Origin of the sequence: Bacteroides fragilis NCTC 9343 (assembly GCF_000025985.1) — a bacterium.
Taxonomy (GTDB): Bacteria; Bacteroidota; Bacteroidia; order Bacteroidales; family Bacteroidaceae; genus Bacteroides; species Bacteroides fragilis.
Genome location: NC_003228.3, coordinates 115,349 through 136,210, shown reverse-complemented (window position 1 = coordinate 136,210; position 20,862 = coordinate 115,349). Strand labels below are relative to the sequence as shown.

Here is a 20,862-nt window from a genome sequence, read left to right as displayed (position 1 = left end):
AAATCATGTTTATTCATCTTCTTTTCTCTGGCGACACGCTTACCGTCACTCTTCAACAATCAGCCGAAGTTTCTTCGCCCCTACCCGCGCCTGAAGCCATGCACTGATTTTCGCTTTTTCCTCGTTCTTCGGATGACGGGTGAATTTCAATACGGCGAGCGCTATGGTATCCGTTTTCATCGAATCGACCGTTGTCTCGATGGTATGCGAAATAGACAAAGCCGTCACCGACGGATAGAGTACTTTCAGTTCCGGGATAATTTTCCGGCTCATTTCATCGTAAGACTTATACCGTTCGAGGCTTTGCTGGAGCGTGGCTATCTTGACTTGCTGTTCCTGCAGGCGTTGTTCACTGTTTTTATAGAAGTCTTCCATAACCATGGCACGGATAGACGACATATCCATCGCTTCATTATTGTTCATCCCCTGCAGAACGATCAGTTTCGTATTCTCCAGTTTATAATCTTTCATCTTGCTGCGGGCAATGGCAATGGAAGCTTCCGGCACCTCCGGACCAATCAGCACAACCCGGATTTCGCATGAATCTCCTTCATAATGAATCTTCTTATTCAAGACCTGGGTATTGTCGAAGTTGAGTTGTTCGGAAACGAAACGATTCGCTGCCGCTTCGAAGAAGGTGCTTCGGATAATTCCCATAGTCAGGTAAATAGCCGGACACATGGTCAGGATTACGATCAATACGATGTATTTCCGCACTTTCTTTTCCCGGTTCTTATCCACAAACTCTTTCCGCTGGAAATGCATCAGCCTCACACCGATAAACGTAGCCAGACTGATAAATACGGAATTGATGAAATAGAGGTAGAACGCGCCCAGAAAATAGATCAGATTGCCCGAAGCCAATCCGTAACCGGCCGTACAGAGAGGAGGCATCAGCGCAGTGGCAATGGCAACTCCCGGAATCACATTTCCTTTCTCCTTGGTAGAGAGGGCAACCACTCCGGCAAGTCCGCCGAAAAGTGCGATGAAAACGTCATAAATGGTCGGTGACGTACGCGCCAGCAGTTCCGACTGCGCCTCAGCGATGGGAGTGAAAAGAAAGAAAACAGTCGCCGTCGTGACACTGAATGCAGTTGTAATCAGGAAGCTCTTCAGGGAACGCTTCATCAACTCGAAATCGTTCATACCGACAGACAGCCCCACCCCCATAATCGGGCCCATCAACGGAGAAATCAACATGGCACCGATAATCACGGCCGTCGAGTTGACATTCAGTCCGAGTGAAGCCATGAAAATGGCAAAAATCAGAATCCAGAGATTAGCTCCTTTAAACTCAACTCCCTTGCGGATAGAGTCGACGGTTGCCAGTTCATTGTCCTTATCCTTTCTCAGATCGAGATACTCTCTCAGAAACGCCTTAATGGCAAAAATGTTTCGGTTGTCTGCTTTCATAACTATTTCTTCTTTATAATTCGGTTAATCACAGGAATCTGGCTCAGCGGTAAGTCTTTCCGAACAACATAAGCCATAAATATCAGCAACAATACAGTACGGAAAGCCAGACGGAGCACGATATTCTCAATGGGAACCCACTCTCCGATCACATAAAGCACTGCTGTAAACAGCACATACGTACCAAGGTGTTTCAGGTCATAGTGAATGGGATATTTCTTCTGCCCGATCCAATAAGAAAGGATCGTAATCACAGCGTATCCGGCCACCGAAGCCCATGCCGAAGCCACAAATCCGTAAGTGGGGACAAGCATCACATTCATTCCTACAATGATGACACATCCGACAATGGAAAAGTATGCTCCCCAACGGGTTTCGTCTATCAGCTTATACCAGAACGAAAGATTGAAATAGATACCTTTGAATATTTCCGCTCCGATCACGATGGCGACAACGCTCAGTCCCGCCCAATAATCAGGTGCCACCATATAACGCAAAAGATCCAGGTAAAACATTACCACCAGAAAAGCGAACATCGCAAAAATAAGGAAATACTTCATCGCCTGTGCATACATCCGGCGGTTATCCCCTTCCTTTTGTTTGCCGAACACAAAAGGCTCGTAGGCATAGCGGAAAGCTTGGGTGAACATGGCCATTACCATGGCAATCTTAGTGGCGGCCCCATAAATGCCGAGCTGCACCAGTCCCTCCTGCCGGTCGGCAAAGAGAAAAGGATAGATAATCTTGTCTACCGTCTGATTCAGAATGCCTACCAACCCGAAAATCAATATCGGGAAAGAATAGATAAGCATCCGCTTCAACAACTGTTTATCAACCCTGTAAGCGAAACCGCGAAGTTCGGGAATCAGGCAAAAGAGCTGCAGACAGGTTGTTATCAGATTGGAAACGAAGATATACCCCACCAAATAGGTCGGGTTATAGAACCAATCGACCCAAGCGGGAAAGTGTTCATGCAACCACGGACACAGCAACAGGAAGAACAAGTTCAGAACAATGTTGGCAATGATGGAGACAAACTTAATGGCAACAAACTTAATGGGCCGCTTCTTGAAACGCAGATAAGCAAACGGAATGCACAGAAAAGCATCGAGTGCCATCACTATAATCATCATTCCGATGAAATCGGGATGATCGCCATATTCCAGAAGATGAGAGACCGGTTGGAGAAACGTCAGGCAGAGAATGGCAAATATCAGTGAAATGCCCCCTACCGAAATCAGTGAATTGGCATATACTTTCACCGGATCTTCTTCTGACTTATTGGCAAAACGGAAGAAACCGGTCTCCATACCGAACGTCAAAAGTACCATAATCAACCCGGCCCAGGCATACACATTGGTAACCACTCCGTATCCGCCGGATGCAGCCGGCAGAACTGCGGTATATAAAGGCACCAACAGATAGTTCAGGAACCTGCCAACCATACTACTCAACCCATACAAGGCTGTATCTTTTACCAGGGATTTTAATCCGGCCATGTTATTTTTGTGATTAATAGTGTTTCCACTAATCATTAAACAGTGTTTTCTGACTATTGTAGAGACTGCGCCCCAAATGCTTATAGGCGAGTTCCGTCACCTCACGTCCGCGGGGAGTACGCTTCAGGAATCCCTCTTTGATCAGGAACGGTTCGTAGACCTCCTCAATCGTTCCGGCATCTTCGCCCAGTGCAGTGGCAATAGTCGTAAGCCCCACGGGACCACCCTTAAATTTATCAATAATAGTACAGAGAATCTTGTTGTCTATCTCGTCCAGTCCGTATTTATCGATATTTAGCGCCTCAAGCGCATAGTTGGCTATCTCCGTATCGATAGAACCGGACCCTTTCACTTGTGCAAAATCACGCACCCTGCGCAGCAGCGCATTGGCTATACGAGGTGTCCCGCGGCTGCGCGAAGCAATCTCACCCGCAGCCTGAGACGAACAGGGCACATCGAGTATGCCGGCCGAACGGCTGATAATGTTGCTCAGAATATCGTCATCGTAATATTCCAGATGCAAGTTAATACCGAACCGGGCACGCAGAGGTGCCGTCAGTAATCCGCTCCGGGTAGTGGCTCCCACCAATGTAAACGGGTTCAGATCGATCTGGATACTACGCGCCGAGGGGCCCTTGTCGATCATAATATCGATCCGGTAATCCTCCATGGCCGAATACAGATATTCCTCCACTACCGGTGAAAGGCGGTGAATCTCATCGATAAACAGCACGTCGTTAGGTTCGAGACTGGTTAAGACGCCGGCCAAATCACCCGGTTTGTCGAGTACCGGTCCGGAAGTTACCTTAAATCCTACTCCCAGTTCGTTGGCTATAATGTTCGATAAAGTGGTTTTACCCAATCCGGGGGGGCCGTGAAGCAATACATGGTCCAGTGCTTCTGCTCTCAAACGAGCTGCCTTGACAAAAATACGGAGATTATCTACCACTTTATCCTGTCCATTGAAGTCTTCGAAACTCAATGGCCGGAGGGCATTTTCAAAATCCCGCTCTCTGCTGGTCAGCTGATGATCACGTATATTAAAATCTTCTTCCATTCCTTTTTTATAAATAGGTAGCAAAGATATAGATTTCGCTACATAGTAAGGCAGAGTTTCACAGAGTTTTTCCTTTACGAAGTACGTTTAAGCTTTGTTTAGGCTAAGACAAGCCCAAAGGTTCCTCCGACAAATCTGCCGTTCTTTATTGTCTGACTCCGGACAGCTGATCTCTTTCGCTGCACCGGAACTTATATCCCGTACAAAGTTTTCCAACGGTTCTCTCTCGGAAGCAGTTCAAGCCAATGGTTCTTCTGTCGGACATTTTCATTACACACCGACCTCACTTCCGGTTCTGAAAGCCCATTTCTCCTCCGTTCAATGCGGATCATCGCTCCATATACAACTTCCGCTCCTCGTCCGTGAGCTTCTCTATGGAATAACGCAGCATAGTGCGGGGCATCACTTTGCTATATTTATCCAGAAACTGCAACAGCAGGGTCTTGTCCCGCTTTCCCATTTCACGCAGCATCCAGCCTATAGCCTTCCGCATCAAGTCATGTTTGTGTTGCAGCAACAATTCCGAAAGACGGAGAATATCGATGAAATCGTTATTCCGGATGAAGGTAACCGTAGATACGACAGCAATACGCTGATCCCACAGCAGAGTACTTTCCGCCAGCCGATAAAGATCATCACGCGACTTATCCTTTAGGTATTCACCCACAATATATGGTGCCGACAGGTCCACAAGGTCCCAATTATTTATGCGCTCCGTCTGCGACAGATAAAAACGGTAGATCGCTTCCCGCTCCTCTCCACCACTTTTCTTAAACCGCTCCACCATCATCAGTAATGCACATAAGCGACATTCATGCCATTCGGATTGTAAAAGCTCCGCCATCACCTCAAAAGGCGCGTTCTTATACTTCTTCGCTACAAGCCGGGTTGCAGGAACCACTATTCCAAGAAACCGGTCGCCTTCACCATATTGCCCCTTGCCGGTTTTAAAGAATCCGGGAAGATATTCCCTTTTTACCGGATCAATATAAGTCTCCAGTTCTTTTTGAATTTCTATCGCTTTCATCGGGATATTTGAGTCTACAAAGTTATATACGGACAAAAATAGTCAAAAAAGCCGCAATGAGTGGAAACATATTCTTAATTTTGTAGGAAAATTAACGGGCATATTTATGGTTTTAAATTACATCTGGATCGCATTCTTCGTGATTGCTTTCGTAGTTGCCGTCTGCAAACTTTTGTTCTTCGGCGATACCCAAATATTCACAGAGATCATCAACTCCACCTTCGATTCATCTAAAACGGCATTCGAAATCTCTCTCGGCCTGACAGGTGTGTTGTCGCTTTGGCTCGGTGTAATGAAGATTGGCGAGAACAGCGGCCTGATTAATGCCCTTTCACGCTGGCTGAGTCCGGTCTTCTGCCGCTTGTTTCCGGACATTCCGAAAGGACATCCGGTCATGGGATCTATTTTCATGAATATGTCCGCCAATATGCTGGGGCTTGACAATGCTGCCACTCCCATGGGACTGAAAGCTATGAAAGAGCTGCAAGAATTGAATCCGAAAAAAGACACAGCCAGCAACCCGATGATTATGTTCCTGGTGATTAACACTTCGGGACTGATCATTATCCCGATCAGCATCATGGTCTACCGGGCTCAAATGGGAGCGGCCCAACCTACAGACATCTTCATCCCTATCCTGCTAAGCACCTTCATCTCTACACTCGTAGGAGTCATTGCCGTCAGCATCTCCCAACGCATCAACCTGATAAACAAAGCTATATTGACACTAATGGGTTGCCTTAGCCTTTTCTTCGGCGGAATTATCTATCTGACAACTACACTTTCCCGTGAAGAGATGGGAGTTTATTCCACTCTGATTGCTAATGTAATCTTATTCTCGGTCATTTTACTGTTCATTATAGCAGGTATCCGGAAAAAAATCAATGTGTACGACTCCTTTGTCGAAGGAGCCAAAGAGGGATTCACCACTGCGGTCCGGATCATCCCCTATCTGGTGGCTTTTCTCGTTGGAATCGCTGTTTTCCGCACCTCGGGTGCCATGGATATACTGGTCGGCGGCATTGGGGCAATCGTAGAATTTTGCGGACTGGACACCGGCTTTGTGGGAGCACTGCCAACGGCCTTAATGAAGTCACTGAGCGGCAGCGGTGCCAATGGCCTGATGATCGACACCATGAAACAGTTTGGACCCGATTCATTTGTCGGACGTGTCAGTTGTGTCGTTCGCGGTGCATCGGACACCACCTTCTATATTTTAGCAGTATATTTTGGAAGCGTAGGCATCACGAAAACACGTAATGCGGTCACGTGCGGACTGATTGCCGACTTTGCCGGAATTATTGCAGCCATTTTAATCAGTTACTTATTTTTCTTTTAAAAAGAACATCAACAAGAATTAGGTATCCAAGGGCTATCTCCGGCAGAAATCCGTAACGACAGTTCGGCAGCATTGGGATGGTTGAAAGTACCGGAGTGTCTAAAGTAGTTATTCACTTAGAGATATTCCGTCAAAGAGCTATTATGACAGTTGACTTCACAAACTTTACCATGTTCTGCATACACCAAAAATTCTGATGTTAACTTCTCCAAAGACTCTGACAACTAGAGTCCAGAAAAAGTATACCTAAAAAATCTACTAAAGGAAGACAGATTATTCTGATAATAAACATCTTACATTATAAAATCTTGTTTCAAAAGACGTACGTCTGATGCAACAAAGATAAGACGCTTTTTTTGTCTGTGCAAACATTTCTGCATCATTGTAACAGTCAGTCATTTATCTCTTTTACGTATATTCTGTGCGAGAACTAAAGATTGTGTTTCAAAAGACGTACGTTTTTTGAAACACCATTGTGTATTCAAGACCGTTATATCTGATTGTAATACACAAACTTACGCATAATAAAAGTTGTATCAAACAGTCTTTCCGGACTCATACGAAGATGTATAGGTCCGCAATGCGTCTTTGATACGATTATTCACTTTAATATCATGGTATATGAATAGAACTTTTATTATGCGAGAGTGTCTCGGTAAAGCCTTATGGCTGTGTTTTTGCCTTTCGATAACAGGATGTGCGGAAGATGACAGAATGACTCCCCTGTCTGCTGACAGCGGGGATACTGCCGACGAGTTAATTCCTATCCATATCAGTCTGACGGGTGACAACGACTATCATTCTTCCTCTTTTAACGACGCTTCGACCCGTAGCCACTCTCCCCTGATCGCCGAATGGGTGGGAGTAAAAGCTTTCTCACCTACACGCACAGGAGAGCAACCGGACTATGAAGGTCCACGGATAGCCTCGATGGAACTGACGGAAGATACCCTACCCCGTGTAAGTACCCGTGCAACAGTGCCTGCGGGAGTCTATTTCCGGCTGATTGTTTTCCGGAAGTCCGGAAATAACTATGTCTTCCAGTCGGTTGCCGATTACGCCTCCAATGGTACGGGCACTCCTGTACTCGAACGAGGGAAACTGCTGACACGCTCGGGAACGATACGTGTGGTGGGCTACTCATTTAATACCACTGCCGACTTGGGAGATATGCCTTCCACGTATGCCTACAACAGCAGTACAGTGTCTATCCCTGACATGAGCAAGGACTTCATGACCTTCGATTCCGGAGATATAACGAATGTAAACAGCCTCAGCCACAATCTTCCGGTGAGTTTCAGCCAGAAGCTATGTAAACTGACAATTACCATCAGTCCCACCGGATTTCCAAGCAATACGATCACCAATTGCACGGGTGTATACGTAAAGCAAGGTGGAAATTCCACATCATGGAAGATCGGTCCTTCGACCAATGTGGTAGCCGCCAACACGAATAATACGGCGGCATTCAGTCCGAACACGACCCTGAATACAACCATACGCATGGTTCCATTTGCAGGGGCCAGAACGATTACAGTGCATTTCAATACACTGACGGTAGGCGGACGGACTGTGAACAACAACACCGAAATCACGTCCACCCAAAGTGTACAGTTGAAGGAAGGGAAAAGCTATACACTAAAAATACAGTTTAAAAAGGGTCCTGGAATTAATGTACCCGCAAGTAACATTAATCTTACGCAAAATGGGTGTACAGAAAATGACAAAACCATCTTATCAAAACTCCGATGGGCTGAAGGTAATCTCAATTCCCAAAGCAACTATAATCTGACATGGGCTTCTTCTACTACCGATTACGGTTATTATTATATATGGAAGAATGTATATGTATCATCTGGGTATACAGGCTATGGTGCTGTTGATCCTTGTACACGTCTTGACGAAAGTATATACGGTAGTGGTTGGCGTACTCCAACAAGAAGTGAATTCATAAGTCTCTCCCGCTGTAGCAACAAGCAATTGGTAAAGTATAACGGTATCCAAGGTATGTGGTTTATGAATAGCTCGACCGGTCTATTTTTGCCTGCTGCAGGCTATCGAGATGGCGACAAAGGCAGTGGTACTACTGCTACCGCTTATACCAATGGTACAGGCAGCTACTACTGGAGTAGTGACCTCAACGGTAATTCAGCCTATGGTCTTTACATCCTTAAAAATGACGTCTTCGTAGACGCTAACGGTAACAGGAAGTCCGGTGTTTCTGTCCGATGTGTTCACAATCTCTAGCGAGTTTGCCAGATGAAGTCAGAAGCCAGTAAGCCTGACACCTTAAAGAACGGGCTTTCTGAGCCTGCACAAACACCCATACTACAAGATATTCAGTAAATGTCTTTAAAAGTAAGATGGCATATGAAGATGACTTGCTAATATCATCTCATATGCCATTTTTATTATAGTTTCTCTCTCTGACCTAAAATCTTATCCGTTTGGGCATGATGTTCCGGAAGAAGCCTGACAACTTCTTCTAATAGATTCTTTATAATCATACTATGCGGTTTCCCTCTGCCTGTTTTTGATTTTGTCAATCATTAATATGGCGTTTGCCGTATGTATTCCAAAGAAAATCCACAGGATTTCTATTTTCCTGTTCCGTGCCTTGATTTTTGATAGCGAGTAATGCTGTTTTTGCGTACCGAAATTGCCTTCGAGCCTGGTAGCTCTTCCCTTGCGTACAAAGGATGTTGATATCCCATATACTTTCCAGTATTTATCTGATTGATAAACAGTAATTGAAAAATAACAAGTTGTCGATAGCGATTTGACAAAAGTCAGACAGCATTAATATTCCGTACTTTGCATACCTCGTAAGTTTTCACCATCAGACCAATGATTTGGAAATGGTGTGATTCAAATTATATGTGAGCTTAGAACTAAACATAAGATCTTCGTACCGCTAATCAGTTTGGGTGGTGTCACCTTCCAATTTCCCATCTTCCGAGAGTATTTCTTTGCCATTTTTCTCTACAACAAGAGTGATGTCCGCGATCCCCGACGCGGCTATTTTATTATGGAACACCTTGTATTCATAGATATTATTTTTAAATGTAATCACGTGATTTCCTCCACTTCCACTAAATTCTATTTTTCCATTTTCCAAGACTAAATCCGGCTTGGTCGATTCTGGGTTCTCTTTTTTCCAACAGGCATACCGGTACATGCCGTTTTTCAGTTCATCTATCCTTATAAAATAATTTTTTGTCTTAAATTTATATACTTCCCCTTTGAAGTTATGTCGCAAATCCGAGGATAGGTCACCTTTTACTTTGGAGGTAAGCTTCTTGGCAAGCTTTTTCTCGTATTTGCTTTGATAATTCACAGCTGTAATTTTTCCGTCGTAATCCATCCAAAGTATGCCATCGTCCAGCATTATTCCTCTCCATCCCATTTCCGACCATTGATCAATATCCGAACTCGTAATAATACGGATTAAGTCTTCATCGAAGATTGAATCGAATCTTTCTTTCAATTCCTCTGCATTCTCAACACTCGGTATAGGGGATGTTCTCTTCAACGGATAAACTATATTTTCGGATATTTCATCGACAGCTTTTTGCCGAAATATTTTTTTGAGATATTCGATGTTTTGTATATTAGGATTCCGCTCATCGTTACGTTGTACATTCTTTTGCATCGTATCAATTTTGGATATCGACCAAACGACCGCTTTGCTACCGCCTTGTCCCTCTGCCTTGTAACCGTACGCTGAAAGTCCGATGGAACTGAACAGGGAAATCAAAATATACGGTATTACTTTTTCCTTTATTACTATTTTCATTGATTCGGTTATTCTTTTTAAACGATTTATATTTTATCTTCGGGTGCTACAAAAACGACTTGATCAGTACTGTTAAGTAACAATCTTCCAAAAGTTGCTCTTAGCTTCCGTATTTTGCTTATCTAAAAGGCTTTCTATCTCATTTATCCTCGGGGTACTACTCTTTATGCAATTTTTCTCCTTAGGAATTCCTGATCGTTTTTGATAAGGGCATTCAGACATTCAATAACATCCTCTTTCGTTTGACCAGTGATCTCACTGACATAATCCTCCACGACCGTTTGCGGTTTACGAAAAAACTGCTTCTTCACCACGCTTATGGGACGTTTGTAAAAAATATAAAACTCAGGATCTTCCGGATCGCCGACAGCAGAGATCGTAAGCCCGTTTTTATTCGCTTTATTCTCCACTTCCAGCGAGGGAGAAAAATAAATGTCCATTTTCCTCGTTTCAGCGACTTCTATCTGCTTTAAATAATAGTCCCACTGAAAATCATTGAACAACCCGATAACGGAGTCAGGGGCTATCATTCCTTTTTCTATCACTTTCGGATTAAGTGGTTCGCAAATACTGTATCTGAACTCTGTCATAGTATTGTATGTAATAGTAATATCCGACCTGGATAATTGTCATTTGCAAATATATAAAAAACAAAATAGTTACGGTCTCAAAAGATAGTATTCTTCTTGTGCAATAATACTCTGACCGGACAACCTGTCTAATTTGACATTTCACGATTTTCCTCTATATCACTTCTGCTTTTCGGAGCTTCGGTTATATTGGCAAACAAATAGTGTCTGAAAATCATAGAAATCAGTTCTTTGAAAACGATCCTAACCACTACCAACCCAAGGAAGTAACGGAACAGTATAGTTTAAACCGCTATTCATCAGCCTTATTACTGCAATTTGCGCTTATCCTCAATTAAAATTCTTATCTTTGTCTTTTAAAAAAAGAAATACTTTTTTTAAAGTACATCGGAAGCATGGTAACTCTCCCGAAAACTGCGTATTCCGATCATTATTAAAAATCAAATAATATGGCTATAACTTATCAGACAGAGGGTATCAAAATGCCCGATATCAAAAAACGTGAGACTACCGAATGGATCAAAGCCGTAGCCGCCACTTATGAAAAAAGAATCGGTGAAATCGCCTATATTTTCTGTTCGGACGAAAAAATATTGGAAGTGAACCGCCAATATCTTCAACACGATTACTATACAGATATCATCACTTTTGACTATTGCGAGGGCAATCGTCTTTCAGGTGATTTATTCATTAGCCTGGAAACAGTGAAGACTAACTCGGAACAGTTCAACACTCCTTATGAAGAAGAACTCCACCGGACAATTATTCACGGTATACTCCACCTTTGCGGAATCAACGACAAGGGTCCTGGAGAACGTGAAATTATGGAAGCTGCAGAGAATAAGGCACTAGCTATGAGAAAGCAGTAATTCTCCCTCAAATAAAAGATGGGATAGGAATCATGCATGGCAATCATTCCATCCCATCTTTATAGTTAAATATAGAGCCTGTCAGAAATTAATTCTTCTCCTTTGGGACCGATTGGGCACGGACTGCATAAAACCGTGTTACGAACTGGCTTCGCAGACCAAAGAAACGGATAAGAAGAAGACAAGACAGCCCATTGTTTAGGTTATTTTCCAAACGCAGATTTCGACAAAGGAATATAAACAGAGAACTGCCAGTTTGAGAAACGGCTATCCTTAAAAGGCGAAATCTTATTATTCTAATTGTGTCAGAGAAAAAACATCAAATGAATTACCGGTCCCTTGGAAATGCAAAACAACTTTCCGCTTATTTCCCGTTAAATTTCTGTCACAGTTGAGAGTCATTTCTTTTCCATTAACCTCTAATTGATACCATCCTCCCTGATATTCAACGCCATTAATCTCGCCTATACTGAAAATAGTATCCTGATTTAGAATCTCTTCTGTCTGTACAAGTATAAACTTCTCTCTTCCTTCTACAGTAATATCTCCTCCTTCCGCATTCAGAGTCACTTCCCTACTCTTCAGAAAATTAGAAGAATATTTATCAGAATCATCATTGCATCCATAAATACATAATAAAGAAATGCAATACAAAAAGAATACCTTTTTCATAATTATAAGTTTATATTTTACCACAAAATTTCAGTTCCCATCGCTTCATGAAAATAGATGTAATCATTTTCAGTATAAAAATTACCATTCGGTGAATTTTTATCATTAGTTGGATTATTGCCATCTTGAGAAGCGCTATTAGCGGGTCTATTATAAGCCCCATCCTTAATAGCATACCAGCCATTATTAGCTCTATTCCATCCAAAATTACAATGAATTGCCTTTACCTGTATATTCGTGCAGCCAATCATCATATTTCCAGAATATTCAAAAACTCCACCATCAACTAGCCAAACATGTCCTGTACTCTTTTTCTTCTTTCCCCCAAAGATAACAACATTCTTAGTTATAAGACACTTATACAATAAATTCTTATCAACGTCATTCGTTTTATGCCTTTCAACGTTATATCCCCATCCTTTCAAGAAGTCATTGGTTGAACCTAAATTTTTTGCTCCTGTTCCATCACATTTATAACCGACCTTAATACCATCCGCCACCTTTTTTACAAATTGAGATACAGGAGCTATTAGATTAGTATCGTATATCCCAGTATTTACAGTAAATGCATCCCAATCATAAGCAACCGGGCATTTTCTATAATAAGTAATCGCCTGAGCAACTGCAATAGGAATACAACCCGCATAATAATAACTTATAGAGCACTTTCCGTTTGTCGGCATTTGTGCATTATAAGGATAATGTTGATTCCATTCAGTCTTTACCAATGGTATAGAAACATGTGTCGTTCTTTGTTCACCGCTTCTTGTTAAATTCGGATTCAACTGATCCTGTTTTATAATATCCGGAATCTGACTAACGAGATAAGCCATACCTTCATTTTCTATAGTATCTGACAAGATTCCATTTTCCACATAAGCATAAACTCTTCCTACTTCAGCTTTTCCGGTGGCTATTGCAAATCCAAATCGTCCATCCTTTTCTGTATCAAATATGAACATATTCACACTATCCGTACTTATCTCACCAGTTCTTGTAGCTATTTTCGGTATAACAACAGATTTCTTACCGGCTAAAGATAATATAATTTGTGAAGTACTACTTCTCGTACCACCTTTCTCCTTATCTATTCTCTCACTGAATTGACATATCAAGTCTTCGGCTCTTTTATACTCAGATACATCCTCTAAATCGCTATTATTCAAAATGATTTCTTCGTCATTCTCAATACATCCACTAAGTATAACTAATAACAATATTAATTTAAATATTTCTTTCATCTCGTATTATTTTGAGTTTCTAATTAAAATCAATTTTACCTTCCAATATAAATGTCAAAACTATCAGAATCCCTTTCCAAAAAGATAGAGAAAGAAGTACCTGTTATAGTATCATCAAAAACAGTCTGCCCTGTTTCGGAATCAACAACCTGTATCTTTCTATTTTCTAAGGAGGAATTAAAATTTAAAAATAGTTGGCTCTCTTCAATATAACCACAAGCAACAAGTAGAGTACTTCTCTGCAGATTTGCCTCCTTATGAGTAATCAAATGTACCTTATGTCTATCTTTCATAATAGCCATTACATCCTCTCCATAAACATTATTAGACGTGAATACTATTTGTGTAAACAGCATCCCCACTAATACAATCATCTTTGTTTTCATTGTTATGTGTTTTTTTATTTCAAAAGCAAAGTTACCACATTTCTTCTTCTAAAAAGAAGAAAAGAGATAACATCTTAAACATTGTAAATAGCAGATTAACAGATATAAAGCAATGGGGTATGATAACATTTATGTCCACCAATACTCTAAAAAGCTAAAGAGGGCCTGTTCAATTGGCTTCAGCCATTTTTTTCTTTAATCGTAAACGCCGCTGCGCTACAATTTGCTTGCTTACATTACCAAAACAATAAGCTATGGTTTGATCATCAAATTCACAAAGTTTCAAGCAACAATAAATACAGTCATTATCTGTTATTTTAGGATAAGTACCCTTAAGGTATCGAATATAATCATCATAAATACCAAACAATATATTTTTCAATTGTTCCTGTTCTTTCATAAGAAGAACTTTCGGACTCCCCTTTGTTCCATTTTGTCCCAACCTGGGTTGAGTGCTTAGTTCTCGAATATGCTTAAAAATAGAAGTTTCCATAAACAAACAGTTACGCAATCGTGCTTTTTCATCAATAACACAGCATAATTCTGCTTGTTTCAAATCTATTTCCTGTTCACGCTCCATGCCAGACTGCTTTAAAGCAGAAATTTGAACTTCCAAACGTTCTATTTGTAATTGAGATAAGGCTGTTTTCTCATTTAAATAAGTTATACGCTGTTCGTACAGTAATCGAGCTATTTGACGACGCCGATAAACACGTTGAAAAATTACAACAATAACCAGCAGAAACAAAACTCCTCCATAACAAAGTTGCTGAATTAAAAACCTCTGCTTTTCCTTTTCCTTTACTACTTTTGCTTCTGAATCATATTTATACGCTAAGCGCTCAATATCGGAGGCTTTATTTAACAAAAAAATAGAATCTATATTATCACCATAATAAGACTGATATTCAAAGGCCCGTTGATAATTACCCCTAATCTTCTCGACTTCAGCCAAAGAATACGACGCTAGAATCTTCCTTTTAAAATCAGCAGTATCAAGTATACGCTTTAAATAATATTCAGCAGAGTCTAGTTCTTGCTTGTCTAAATACAAATCACCAAATGTTAACCATAAACTAATAGAGTCGCCATCCTTTGTCAAATATTGATGTGACAAATGGGCATATAGGAAAGCAGAATCGACATTCTCACAATTCAAACTCATTCGTTCATATATATCACTAACAAAAGCTGAATCATTCAATCTCAAAGCTAATTGTATAGATTGGTTCAAATAATAAAAAGCTTCTACCGTTTTTCCTTGAATCACACGCACCCACCCCATATTTGACAAAGGATACATTACCAATCTATGGTCATTCAGTAAAGAATCACATTGATAAGAGCGATAAAACGCATCAAACGCTTTCTGATAAAGAGATTGATGTAAATAAATCGATCCCATATCTTCATATAGCATTCCTTTCAGTTTTAATTCCTCCCCGGTATTTCCTTCAACTCCCTGCAGAGCAGTAAAGCAACTCTTCAAAGCCTGTTCAGTCATATTCATTTTTTTTTGAATCCGGCCTTTATAAAGCCAAGCTTTAGCCCAATTGACACCATCTTTTTTAATATAATAATCTAATGCAGTATCAATCAAAGAGTCACATGGAAGAAGAGAAAGCATATTTTTATCAGTAGCCTGCGTGAACAGTAAGCTAAAGTATGCCCTGTCACCCGCTGAATAAGTAGAAACATCAAGTTTACGAAGATAAGCCAACGTACGTTCAGGAGATATCTCCATCAAAGAATCGGCATATCTCAAAGAATACGGATACGGTGACGAGGAACGTTGACAAGAAACTACTCCGCCCACTAAAAACAATAAAAAGATAAAACCGACAAATGTCTTATTCATAATTAAAATACTTTATGATGACAAACTTACGATTCTTTTCAGCCACTTCCAAATTTTTCAAAGGAAGACAACTGTCTATCTGTCATTCTGTATTTTCAAACCGTTCTAAAACGCTCTATTTCCGACCAACCGGAAGACTCATTAAAAAAAATGCCTGTATTTCGATTTTCGTAATATCAATAAAACAACAATTTGCCATTTACACGAACAATATATTCGATATAAACGTAGAATAATGACATTATTAAAAGCAAAAAGTACAAATTCAACACATTAAGACACACAAAAGCAAAAACACTTTTGATATATTCTGGAAATGAAAAAGGTATTTTATAGGATAGCAAACAACTCTTTAAGGATAAAAGCTAATTCCCCCCAACCCAAAACGCACTTCGTGCCAACAGGATGTTAACTTCATATTTGGAAAGAATTAATATCCTCTCGACAGAAGGTTAACTTCACAGAAGTATGAAGTTAACTTCATTTGGTCATCTATGACAAAAGATGCATAAAATACCTCGGAACCCGGTCTATTAAGAACATTCTATTTACAATTCAAGTTTTCAAAATACTCAAGTTGCAAACATTATGTAAGTAAGTGCCCCCGATCAGCCGCTTATTGACAAAACAATCCTGCAATTGGCGATCCCTATAAACCCTTAAAACTTATTGCATAAAACCCGCAACTGGCAACTTTTTCGTAACTTTGCGCGGTTAAGAAATAAACATTGATTCAATGGATTTTAAGTACGACGTTATTGTAATTGGTGCCGGACATGCAGGCTGCGAAGCAGCAGCAGCGGCAGCAAACTTAGGCTCAAAAACCTGCTTGATCACTATGGATATGAACAAGGTAGCGCAAATGAGCTGTAACCCCGCCGTAGGAGGGATTGCTAAAGGACAAATTGTACGTGAGATAGACGCTTTAGGCGGATATATGGGATTGGTAACAGATCAGACAGCTATCCAGTTCCGCATACTAAACCGCTCGAAAGGACCGGCCATGTGGAGTCCCCGCGCCCAATGTGACCGAAACAAGTTTATCTGGGCCTGGCGCGAAATATTAGAAAATATCCCGAACCTTCATATCTGGCAAGATACTGTAAAGGAAATCATCGTTGAAAACGGTGAAGTTGTGGGATTAAAAACATTTTGGGATGTGACGTTTCACGCCAGATGTATTGTATTAACAGCAGGAACCTTCTTGAACGGATTGATGCATGTAGGAAAAACCCAACTCCCGGGTGGACGCATGGCAGAACCGGCATCGTATAAATTAACCGAATCCATCGCAGAACATGGCATTGAGTACGGCCGGATGAAAACCGGAACCCCCGTACGGATTGACGGAAGAAGTGTACACTATGAACTGATGGATACCCAAGATGGAGAATGTGACTTTCACAAGTTTTCATTCATGAATACCAGCGTGCGTCACCTTAAGCAATTGCAATGCTGGACATGCTTTACTAATGAAGAAGCACATAATGTTCTTCGTAACGGATTAGCGGATTCTCCCCTTTTCAACGGACAAATACAAAGTATCGGTCCGCGCTATTGCCCTAGCATCGAAACGAAGATCGTCACCTTCCCCGACAAAGAGCAACACCAGCTATTCCTTGAACCGGAAGGAGAAACCACACAAGAATTATACCTGAATGGATTCTCTTCTTCATTGCCAATGGAGATCCAAATAGAAGCACTAAAAAAGATCCCTGCTTTTAAAGACCTGGTGATTTATCGTCCGGGATATGCCATCGAATACGATTATTTCGATCCAACGCAACTAAAACATACGCTGGAATCGAAGAAAATCAAAAACCTCTTCTTCGCCGGACAAGTAAATGGTACTACCGGATATGAAGAAGCAGGAGGACAAGGTATCATTGCAGGTATCAATGCTCACATCAACTGCCACGGTGGAGAACCTTTCACTTTAGCAAGAGACGAGGCATATATCGGCGTATTAATAGACGACTTGGTGACCAAAGGGGTAGATGAGCCTTATCGTATGTTTACTTCACGAGCAGAATATCGTATTCTACTTCGTATGGATGATGCGGACATGCGACTTACAGAAAGAGCCTATAAACTGGGATTAGTAAAAGAAGACCGCTATGCTCTATTAAAGAGTAAAAGAGAAGCAGTCGAAAATATCGTAAACTTTACCCGCAATTATTCGATCAAGGCAGCATTAATAAACGATGCACTTGAGAATTTAGGAACGACTCCCCTGCGTCAAGGATGCAAACTGATCGACTTGATTAACCGTCCACAGATTACAATAGAAAATATCTCCGAATATGTACCGGCATTTAAACGGGAACTGGATAAAATCACAGATGAACGAAAAGAAGAGATTCTGGAGGCCGCTGAGATTTTAATCAAATATGAAGGCTATATTGGACGGGAAAGAATTATAGCAGACAAACTGGCACGATTGGAAAGTATTAAAATAAAAGGTAAGTTCGACTATGACAGCCTTCAATCACTTTCGACCGAAGCCCGGCAAAAACTGAAGAAGATCGACCCCGAAACAATAGCCCAGGCAAGCCGCATCCCCGGCGTGTCACCAAGCGACATCAATGTATTATTGGTGCTTTCGGGACGATAGACTGCTGCGTTTCACGTGAAACAAAACATTTAAAGAAACAACATAAAAGAATGATTATGAGCAAAGAAAAGCTTATCAAAAGCATCCGTGAGGTACCCGATTTTCCAATCCCCGGAATCCTGTTCTACGATGTAACCACACTATTCAAAGATTCGGAACGCCTTCAGGAACTTTCGGATATTATGTACGAAATGTACAAGGATAAAGGAATCACCAAGGTAGTAGGCATCGAATCGAGAGGCTTCATTATGGGACCGATTCTTGCCACCCGCTTAGGGGCAGGATTTATCCCCATCCGTAAACCCGGCAAACTCCCTGCCGAAACAATGGAAGAAAGTTACGATAAAGAATATGGCAAAGACACCGTGCAGATACACAAAGATGCATTGAACGAGAACGACGTCGTATTGCTGCACGATGACTTACTGGCTACCGGAGGTACTATGAAAGCCGCCTGCAACCTCGTGAAAAAGCTCCATCCGAAAAAGGTATACGTAAACTTCATCATTGAGTTAAAGGAACTGAACGGAAAACAAGTATTTGAAAACGACCAAGACGTAGATATACAATCAGTATTGTCGTTATAAATAAAATGAATATATTTGCAGGGCATAGCGATAATCGCTATGCCCTTTTTTCATGGATACAAATCAAGAACTTAAAACCAGCGAATATCTAAAAGGAATTGTTTCAAATCTTCCTGAGAAGCCCGGCATTTATCAATATCTGAATGCAGAGGGAACTATCATCTATGTAGGGAAAGCCAAAAACCTGAAGCGGAGAGTCTACTCCTATTTCAGCAAAGAGCATCAGCCCGGAAAAACCCGGGTATTGGTAAGCAAGATCGCAGACATACGTTATATCGTGGTAAACTCAGAAGAAGATGCACTACTGCTTGAGAACAACCTAATCAAAAAATATAAGCCGCGTTACAATGTTTTGCTAAAAGACGACAAAACCTATCCGTCCATCTGCGTACAAAACGAATATTTTCCAAGAGTATTCAAGACCAGGCGTATTATCCGAAACGGCTCTTCGTACTATGGCCCGTACAGCCATAGCCCATCCATGCACGCAGTGCTCGATTTAATAAAACACTTATACCCTCTGCGTACATGCAACCTCAACCTCTCACCGGAGAATATCCGTGCGGGAAAGTTCAATGTATGCCTTGAATATCACATAAAGAACTGCGCCGGCCCGTGTATCGGCCTGCAATCACAGGAAGAATATCTAAAAAATATTGCCGAGATAAAAGAGATCCTGAAAGGGAATACCCAGGAGATAAGCAGATTGTTATACCAGCGCATGCAGGACCTTGCCGCAGAAATGAAATTCGAAGAAGCGCAAAAGGTGAAAGAAAAGTATGCATTAATCGAAAATTATCGTTCAAAGTCCGAGGTTGTCAGCTCCGTATTACACAATATAGATGTATTTTCCATCGAAGAAGACGGCGAAAAGTCAGCCTTCATCAACTATCTGCATATCACAAACGGAGCCATTAACCAAGCTTTCACTTTCGAATACAAGAAGAAACTGAATGAAACAAAAGAGGAATTGCTGACACTGGGAATTATAGAAATGCGGGAACGCTACAAGAGCGCTTCACGCGAAATCATCGTCCCGTTTGACATCGAGATAGAACTGAATGATGTCACTTTCACCATTCCTCAACGAGGAGACAAAAAGAAGCTGTTGGAATTGTCTCTACTCAACGTGAAACAGTACAAAGCAGATAGGATGAAGCAAGCCGAAAAGTTGAATCCGGAACAGCGTAGCATGCGCCTGATGAAAGAGATTCAACAGGAATTACACTTGGACAGACTGCCTATGCAGATAGAATGTTTTGATAACTCAAACATCCAGGGAACAGATGCGGTAGCAGCTTGTGTTGTTTTTAAAAAGGCGAAACCATCGAAAAGCGATTATCGGAAATACAACATCAAAACGGTTGTGGGCGCTGATGATTACGCCTCAATGAAAGAGGTCGTCAGAAGGCGTTATCAGCGCGCTATAGAAGAAGAATCCCCCCTGCCCGACCTGATTATCACCGATGGCGGAAAAGGGCAAATGGAGGTGGTCAGACAAGTAATGGAAGAGTTACAGTTAGATATTCCAATTGCAGGACTCGCCAAGGATCGCAAACACCGTACATCTGAAGTTCTTTTCGGGTTTCCACCTCAAACCATCGGCATCAAACAACATAGCCCCCTATTCCGCCTATTGGAACAGATACAAGATGAAGTACATCGCTTTGCCATTACCTTCCACAGGGATAAACGAAGCAAACGACAAGTAGCATCTGCCCTGGACAATATCAAAGGAATTGGCGAGAAAACCAAAACCGCCCTGCTGAAAGAGTTCAAGAGCGTAAAACGTATCAAAGAAGCCACCATAGAAGAAGTGTCCGCCATAATAGGTGAATCAAAGGCAAAAATCATAAAAGAGGGTCTCGATAATCATTAAAAATAGCTATCTTTGCAATAACAAAGATTAAGCAA

16 protein-coding genes and 1 pseudogene are annotated in these 20,862 nt (G+C 41.4%); 6 read left to right on the top strand and 11 right to left on the bottom strand.

The window, feature by feature from the left end:
- Positions 1-45: 45 nt before the first annotated feature.
- The 4 genes from BF9343_RS00575 to BF9343_RS00560 form a co-directional block, all read right to left on the bottom strand.
- Positions 46-1,413: a TIGR00341 family protein gene (locus BF9343_RS00575; RefSeq protein ID WP_005783735.1), complete on the bottom strand. Its 1,368-nt coding sequence runs from the start codon at positions 1,411-1,413 to the stop codon at positions 46-48.
- 2 nt (positions 1,414-1,415) lie between these two features.
- The gene (locus tag BF9343_RS00570) at positions 1,416-2,912 is read right to left on the bottom strand and encodes a lipopolysaccharide biosynthesis protein (protein WP_005813883.1); all 1,497 of its coding nucleotides are present in this window, start codon (positions 2,910-2,912) and stop codon (positions 1,416-1,418) included.
- Between the two features lie 28 nt (positions 2,913-2,940).
- The gene (gene ruvB / locus BF9343_RS00565) at positions 2,941-3,969 is read right to left on the bottom strand and encodes a Holliday junction branch migration DNA helicase RuvB (protein WP_005783731.1); all 1,029 of its coding nucleotides are present in this window, start codon (positions 3,967-3,969) and stop codon (positions 2,941-2,943) included.
- Positions 3,970-4,297: 328 nt separating this feature from the next.
- Positions 4,298-4,996 (bottom strand): DNA alkylation repair protein, encoded by a 699-nt coding sequence (locus BF9343_RS00560; RefSeq protein WP_010991918.1) that lies wholly within the window; start codon positions 4,994-4,996, stop codon positions 4,298-4,300.
- A 106-nt stretch (positions 4,997-5,102) separates the two neighbouring features.
- On the opposite strand from BF9343_RS00560, the gene BF9343_RS00555 reads away from it, so the two are divergent.
- Entirely contained in the window at positions 5,103-6,335 is a 1,233-nt protein-coding gene (locus BF9343_RS00555; RefSeq protein ID WP_005783728.1) for a nucleoside recognition domain-containing protein, read from the top strand.
- A 621-nt stretch (positions 6,336-6,956) separates the two neighbouring features.
- On the top strand, positions 6,957-8,582 hold the full coding sequence (locus BF9343_RS00550; protein WP_010991916.1) for a fimbrillin family protein: 1,626 nt from the start codon (positions 6,957-6,959) through the stop codon (positions 8,580-8,582).
- A gap of 261 nt (positions 8,583-8,843) precedes the next feature.
- Here the strand turns inward: BF9343_RS00550 and BF9343_RS23850 are convergent.
- From BF9343_RS23850 to BF9343_RS00540, 3 genes and pseudogenes are all read right to left on the bottom strand, one after another.
- A pseudogene (locus tag BF9343_RS23850) lies at positions 8,844-9,098 on the bottom strand (DDE transposase); the annotation flags it as partial.
- Positions 9,099-9,249: 151 nt separating this feature from the next.
- Positions 9,250-10,131: a hypothetical protein gene (locus BF9343_RS00545; protein ID WP_010991914.1), complete on the bottom strand. Its 882-nt coding sequence runs from the start codon at positions 10,129-10,131 to the stop codon at positions 9,250-9,252.
- 164 nt (positions 10,132-10,295) lie between these two features.
- Positions 10,296-10,721, bottom strand: coding sequence for a hypothetical protein (locus BF9343_RS00540; RefSeq protein ID WP_005783718.1), 426 nt, complete (start codon positions 10,719-10,721; stop codon positions 10,296-10,298).
- 449 nt (positions 10,722-11,170) lie between these two features.
- Between BF9343_RS00540 and ybeY the strand changes: the two genes are divergently transcribed.
- Positions 11,171-11,590 carry an rRNA maturation RNase YbeY gene (gene ybeY, locus BF9343_RS00535; RefSeq protein WP_005783716.1) on the top strand — a complete coding sequence of 140 codons (420 nt, stop codon included), beginning with the start codon at positions 11,171-11,173 and terminating at the stop codon, positions 11,588-11,590.
- Positions 11,591-11,881: 291 nt separating this feature from the next.
- On the opposite strand, the gene BF9343_RS00530 is transcribed toward ybeY, so the two are convergent.
- From BF9343_RS00530 to BF9343_RS00515, 4 genes are all read right to left on the bottom strand, one after another.
- A complete protein-coding gene (locus BF9343_RS00530) occupies positions 11,882-12,262 on the bottom strand; it encodes a hypothetical protein (RefSeq protein ID WP_005783715.1) in 381 nt (126 codons plus the stop codon).
- A 17-nt stretch (positions 12,263-12,279) separates the two neighbouring features.
- On the bottom strand, positions 12,280-13,503 hold the full coding sequence (locus BF9343_RS00525; protein ID WP_005783712.1) for a C10 family peptidase: 1,224 nt from the start codon (positions 13,501-13,503) through the stop codon (positions 12,280-12,282).
- A 35-nt stretch (positions 13,504-13,538) separates the two neighbouring features.
- The gene (locus tag BF9343_RS00520; RefSeq protein WP_005783706.1) at positions 13,539-13,889 is read right to left on the bottom strand and encodes a hypothetical protein; all 351 of its coding nucleotides are present in this window, start codon (positions 13,887-13,889) and stop codon (positions 13,539-13,541) included.
- Positions 13,890-14,058: 169 nt separating this feature from the next.
- Positions 14,059-15,747 carry a tetratricopeptide repeat protein gene (locus BF9343_RS00515; RefSeq protein ID WP_010991912.1) on the bottom strand — a complete coding sequence of 563 codons (1,689 nt, stop codon included), beginning with the start codon at positions 15,745-15,747 and terminating at the stop codon, positions 14,059-14,061.
- Positions 15,748-16,483: 736 nt separating this feature from the next.
- Here BF9343_RS00515 and mnmG point away from each other — a divergent pair.
- From mnmG to uvrC, 3 genes are read left to right on the top strand one after another with little or no spacing between them, the layout of a single operon-like run.
- Positions 16,484-18,361: a tRNA uridine-5-carboxymethylaminomethyl(34) synthesis enzyme MnmG gene (gene mnmG / locus BF9343_RS00510; protein ID WP_005801979.1), complete on the top strand. Its 1,878-nt coding sequence runs from the start codon at positions 16,484-16,486 to the stop codon at positions 18,359-18,361.
- Between the two features lie 50 nt (positions 18,362-18,411).
- On the top strand, positions 18,412-18,948 hold the full coding sequence (locus BF9343_RS00505) for an adenine phosphoribosyltransferase (protein WP_010991911.1): 537 nt from the start codon (positions 18,412-18,414) through the stop codon (positions 18,946-18,948).
- A 52-nt stretch (positions 18,949-19,000) separates the two neighbouring features.
- Positions 19,001-20,827 (top strand): excinuclease ABC subunit UvrC, encoded by a 1,827-nt coding sequence (uvrC, locus tag BF9343_RS00500; RefSeq protein WP_005783702.1) that lies wholly within the window; start codon positions 19,001-19,003, stop codon positions 20,825-20,827.
- Positions 20,828-20,862: the final 35 nt, after the last annotated feature.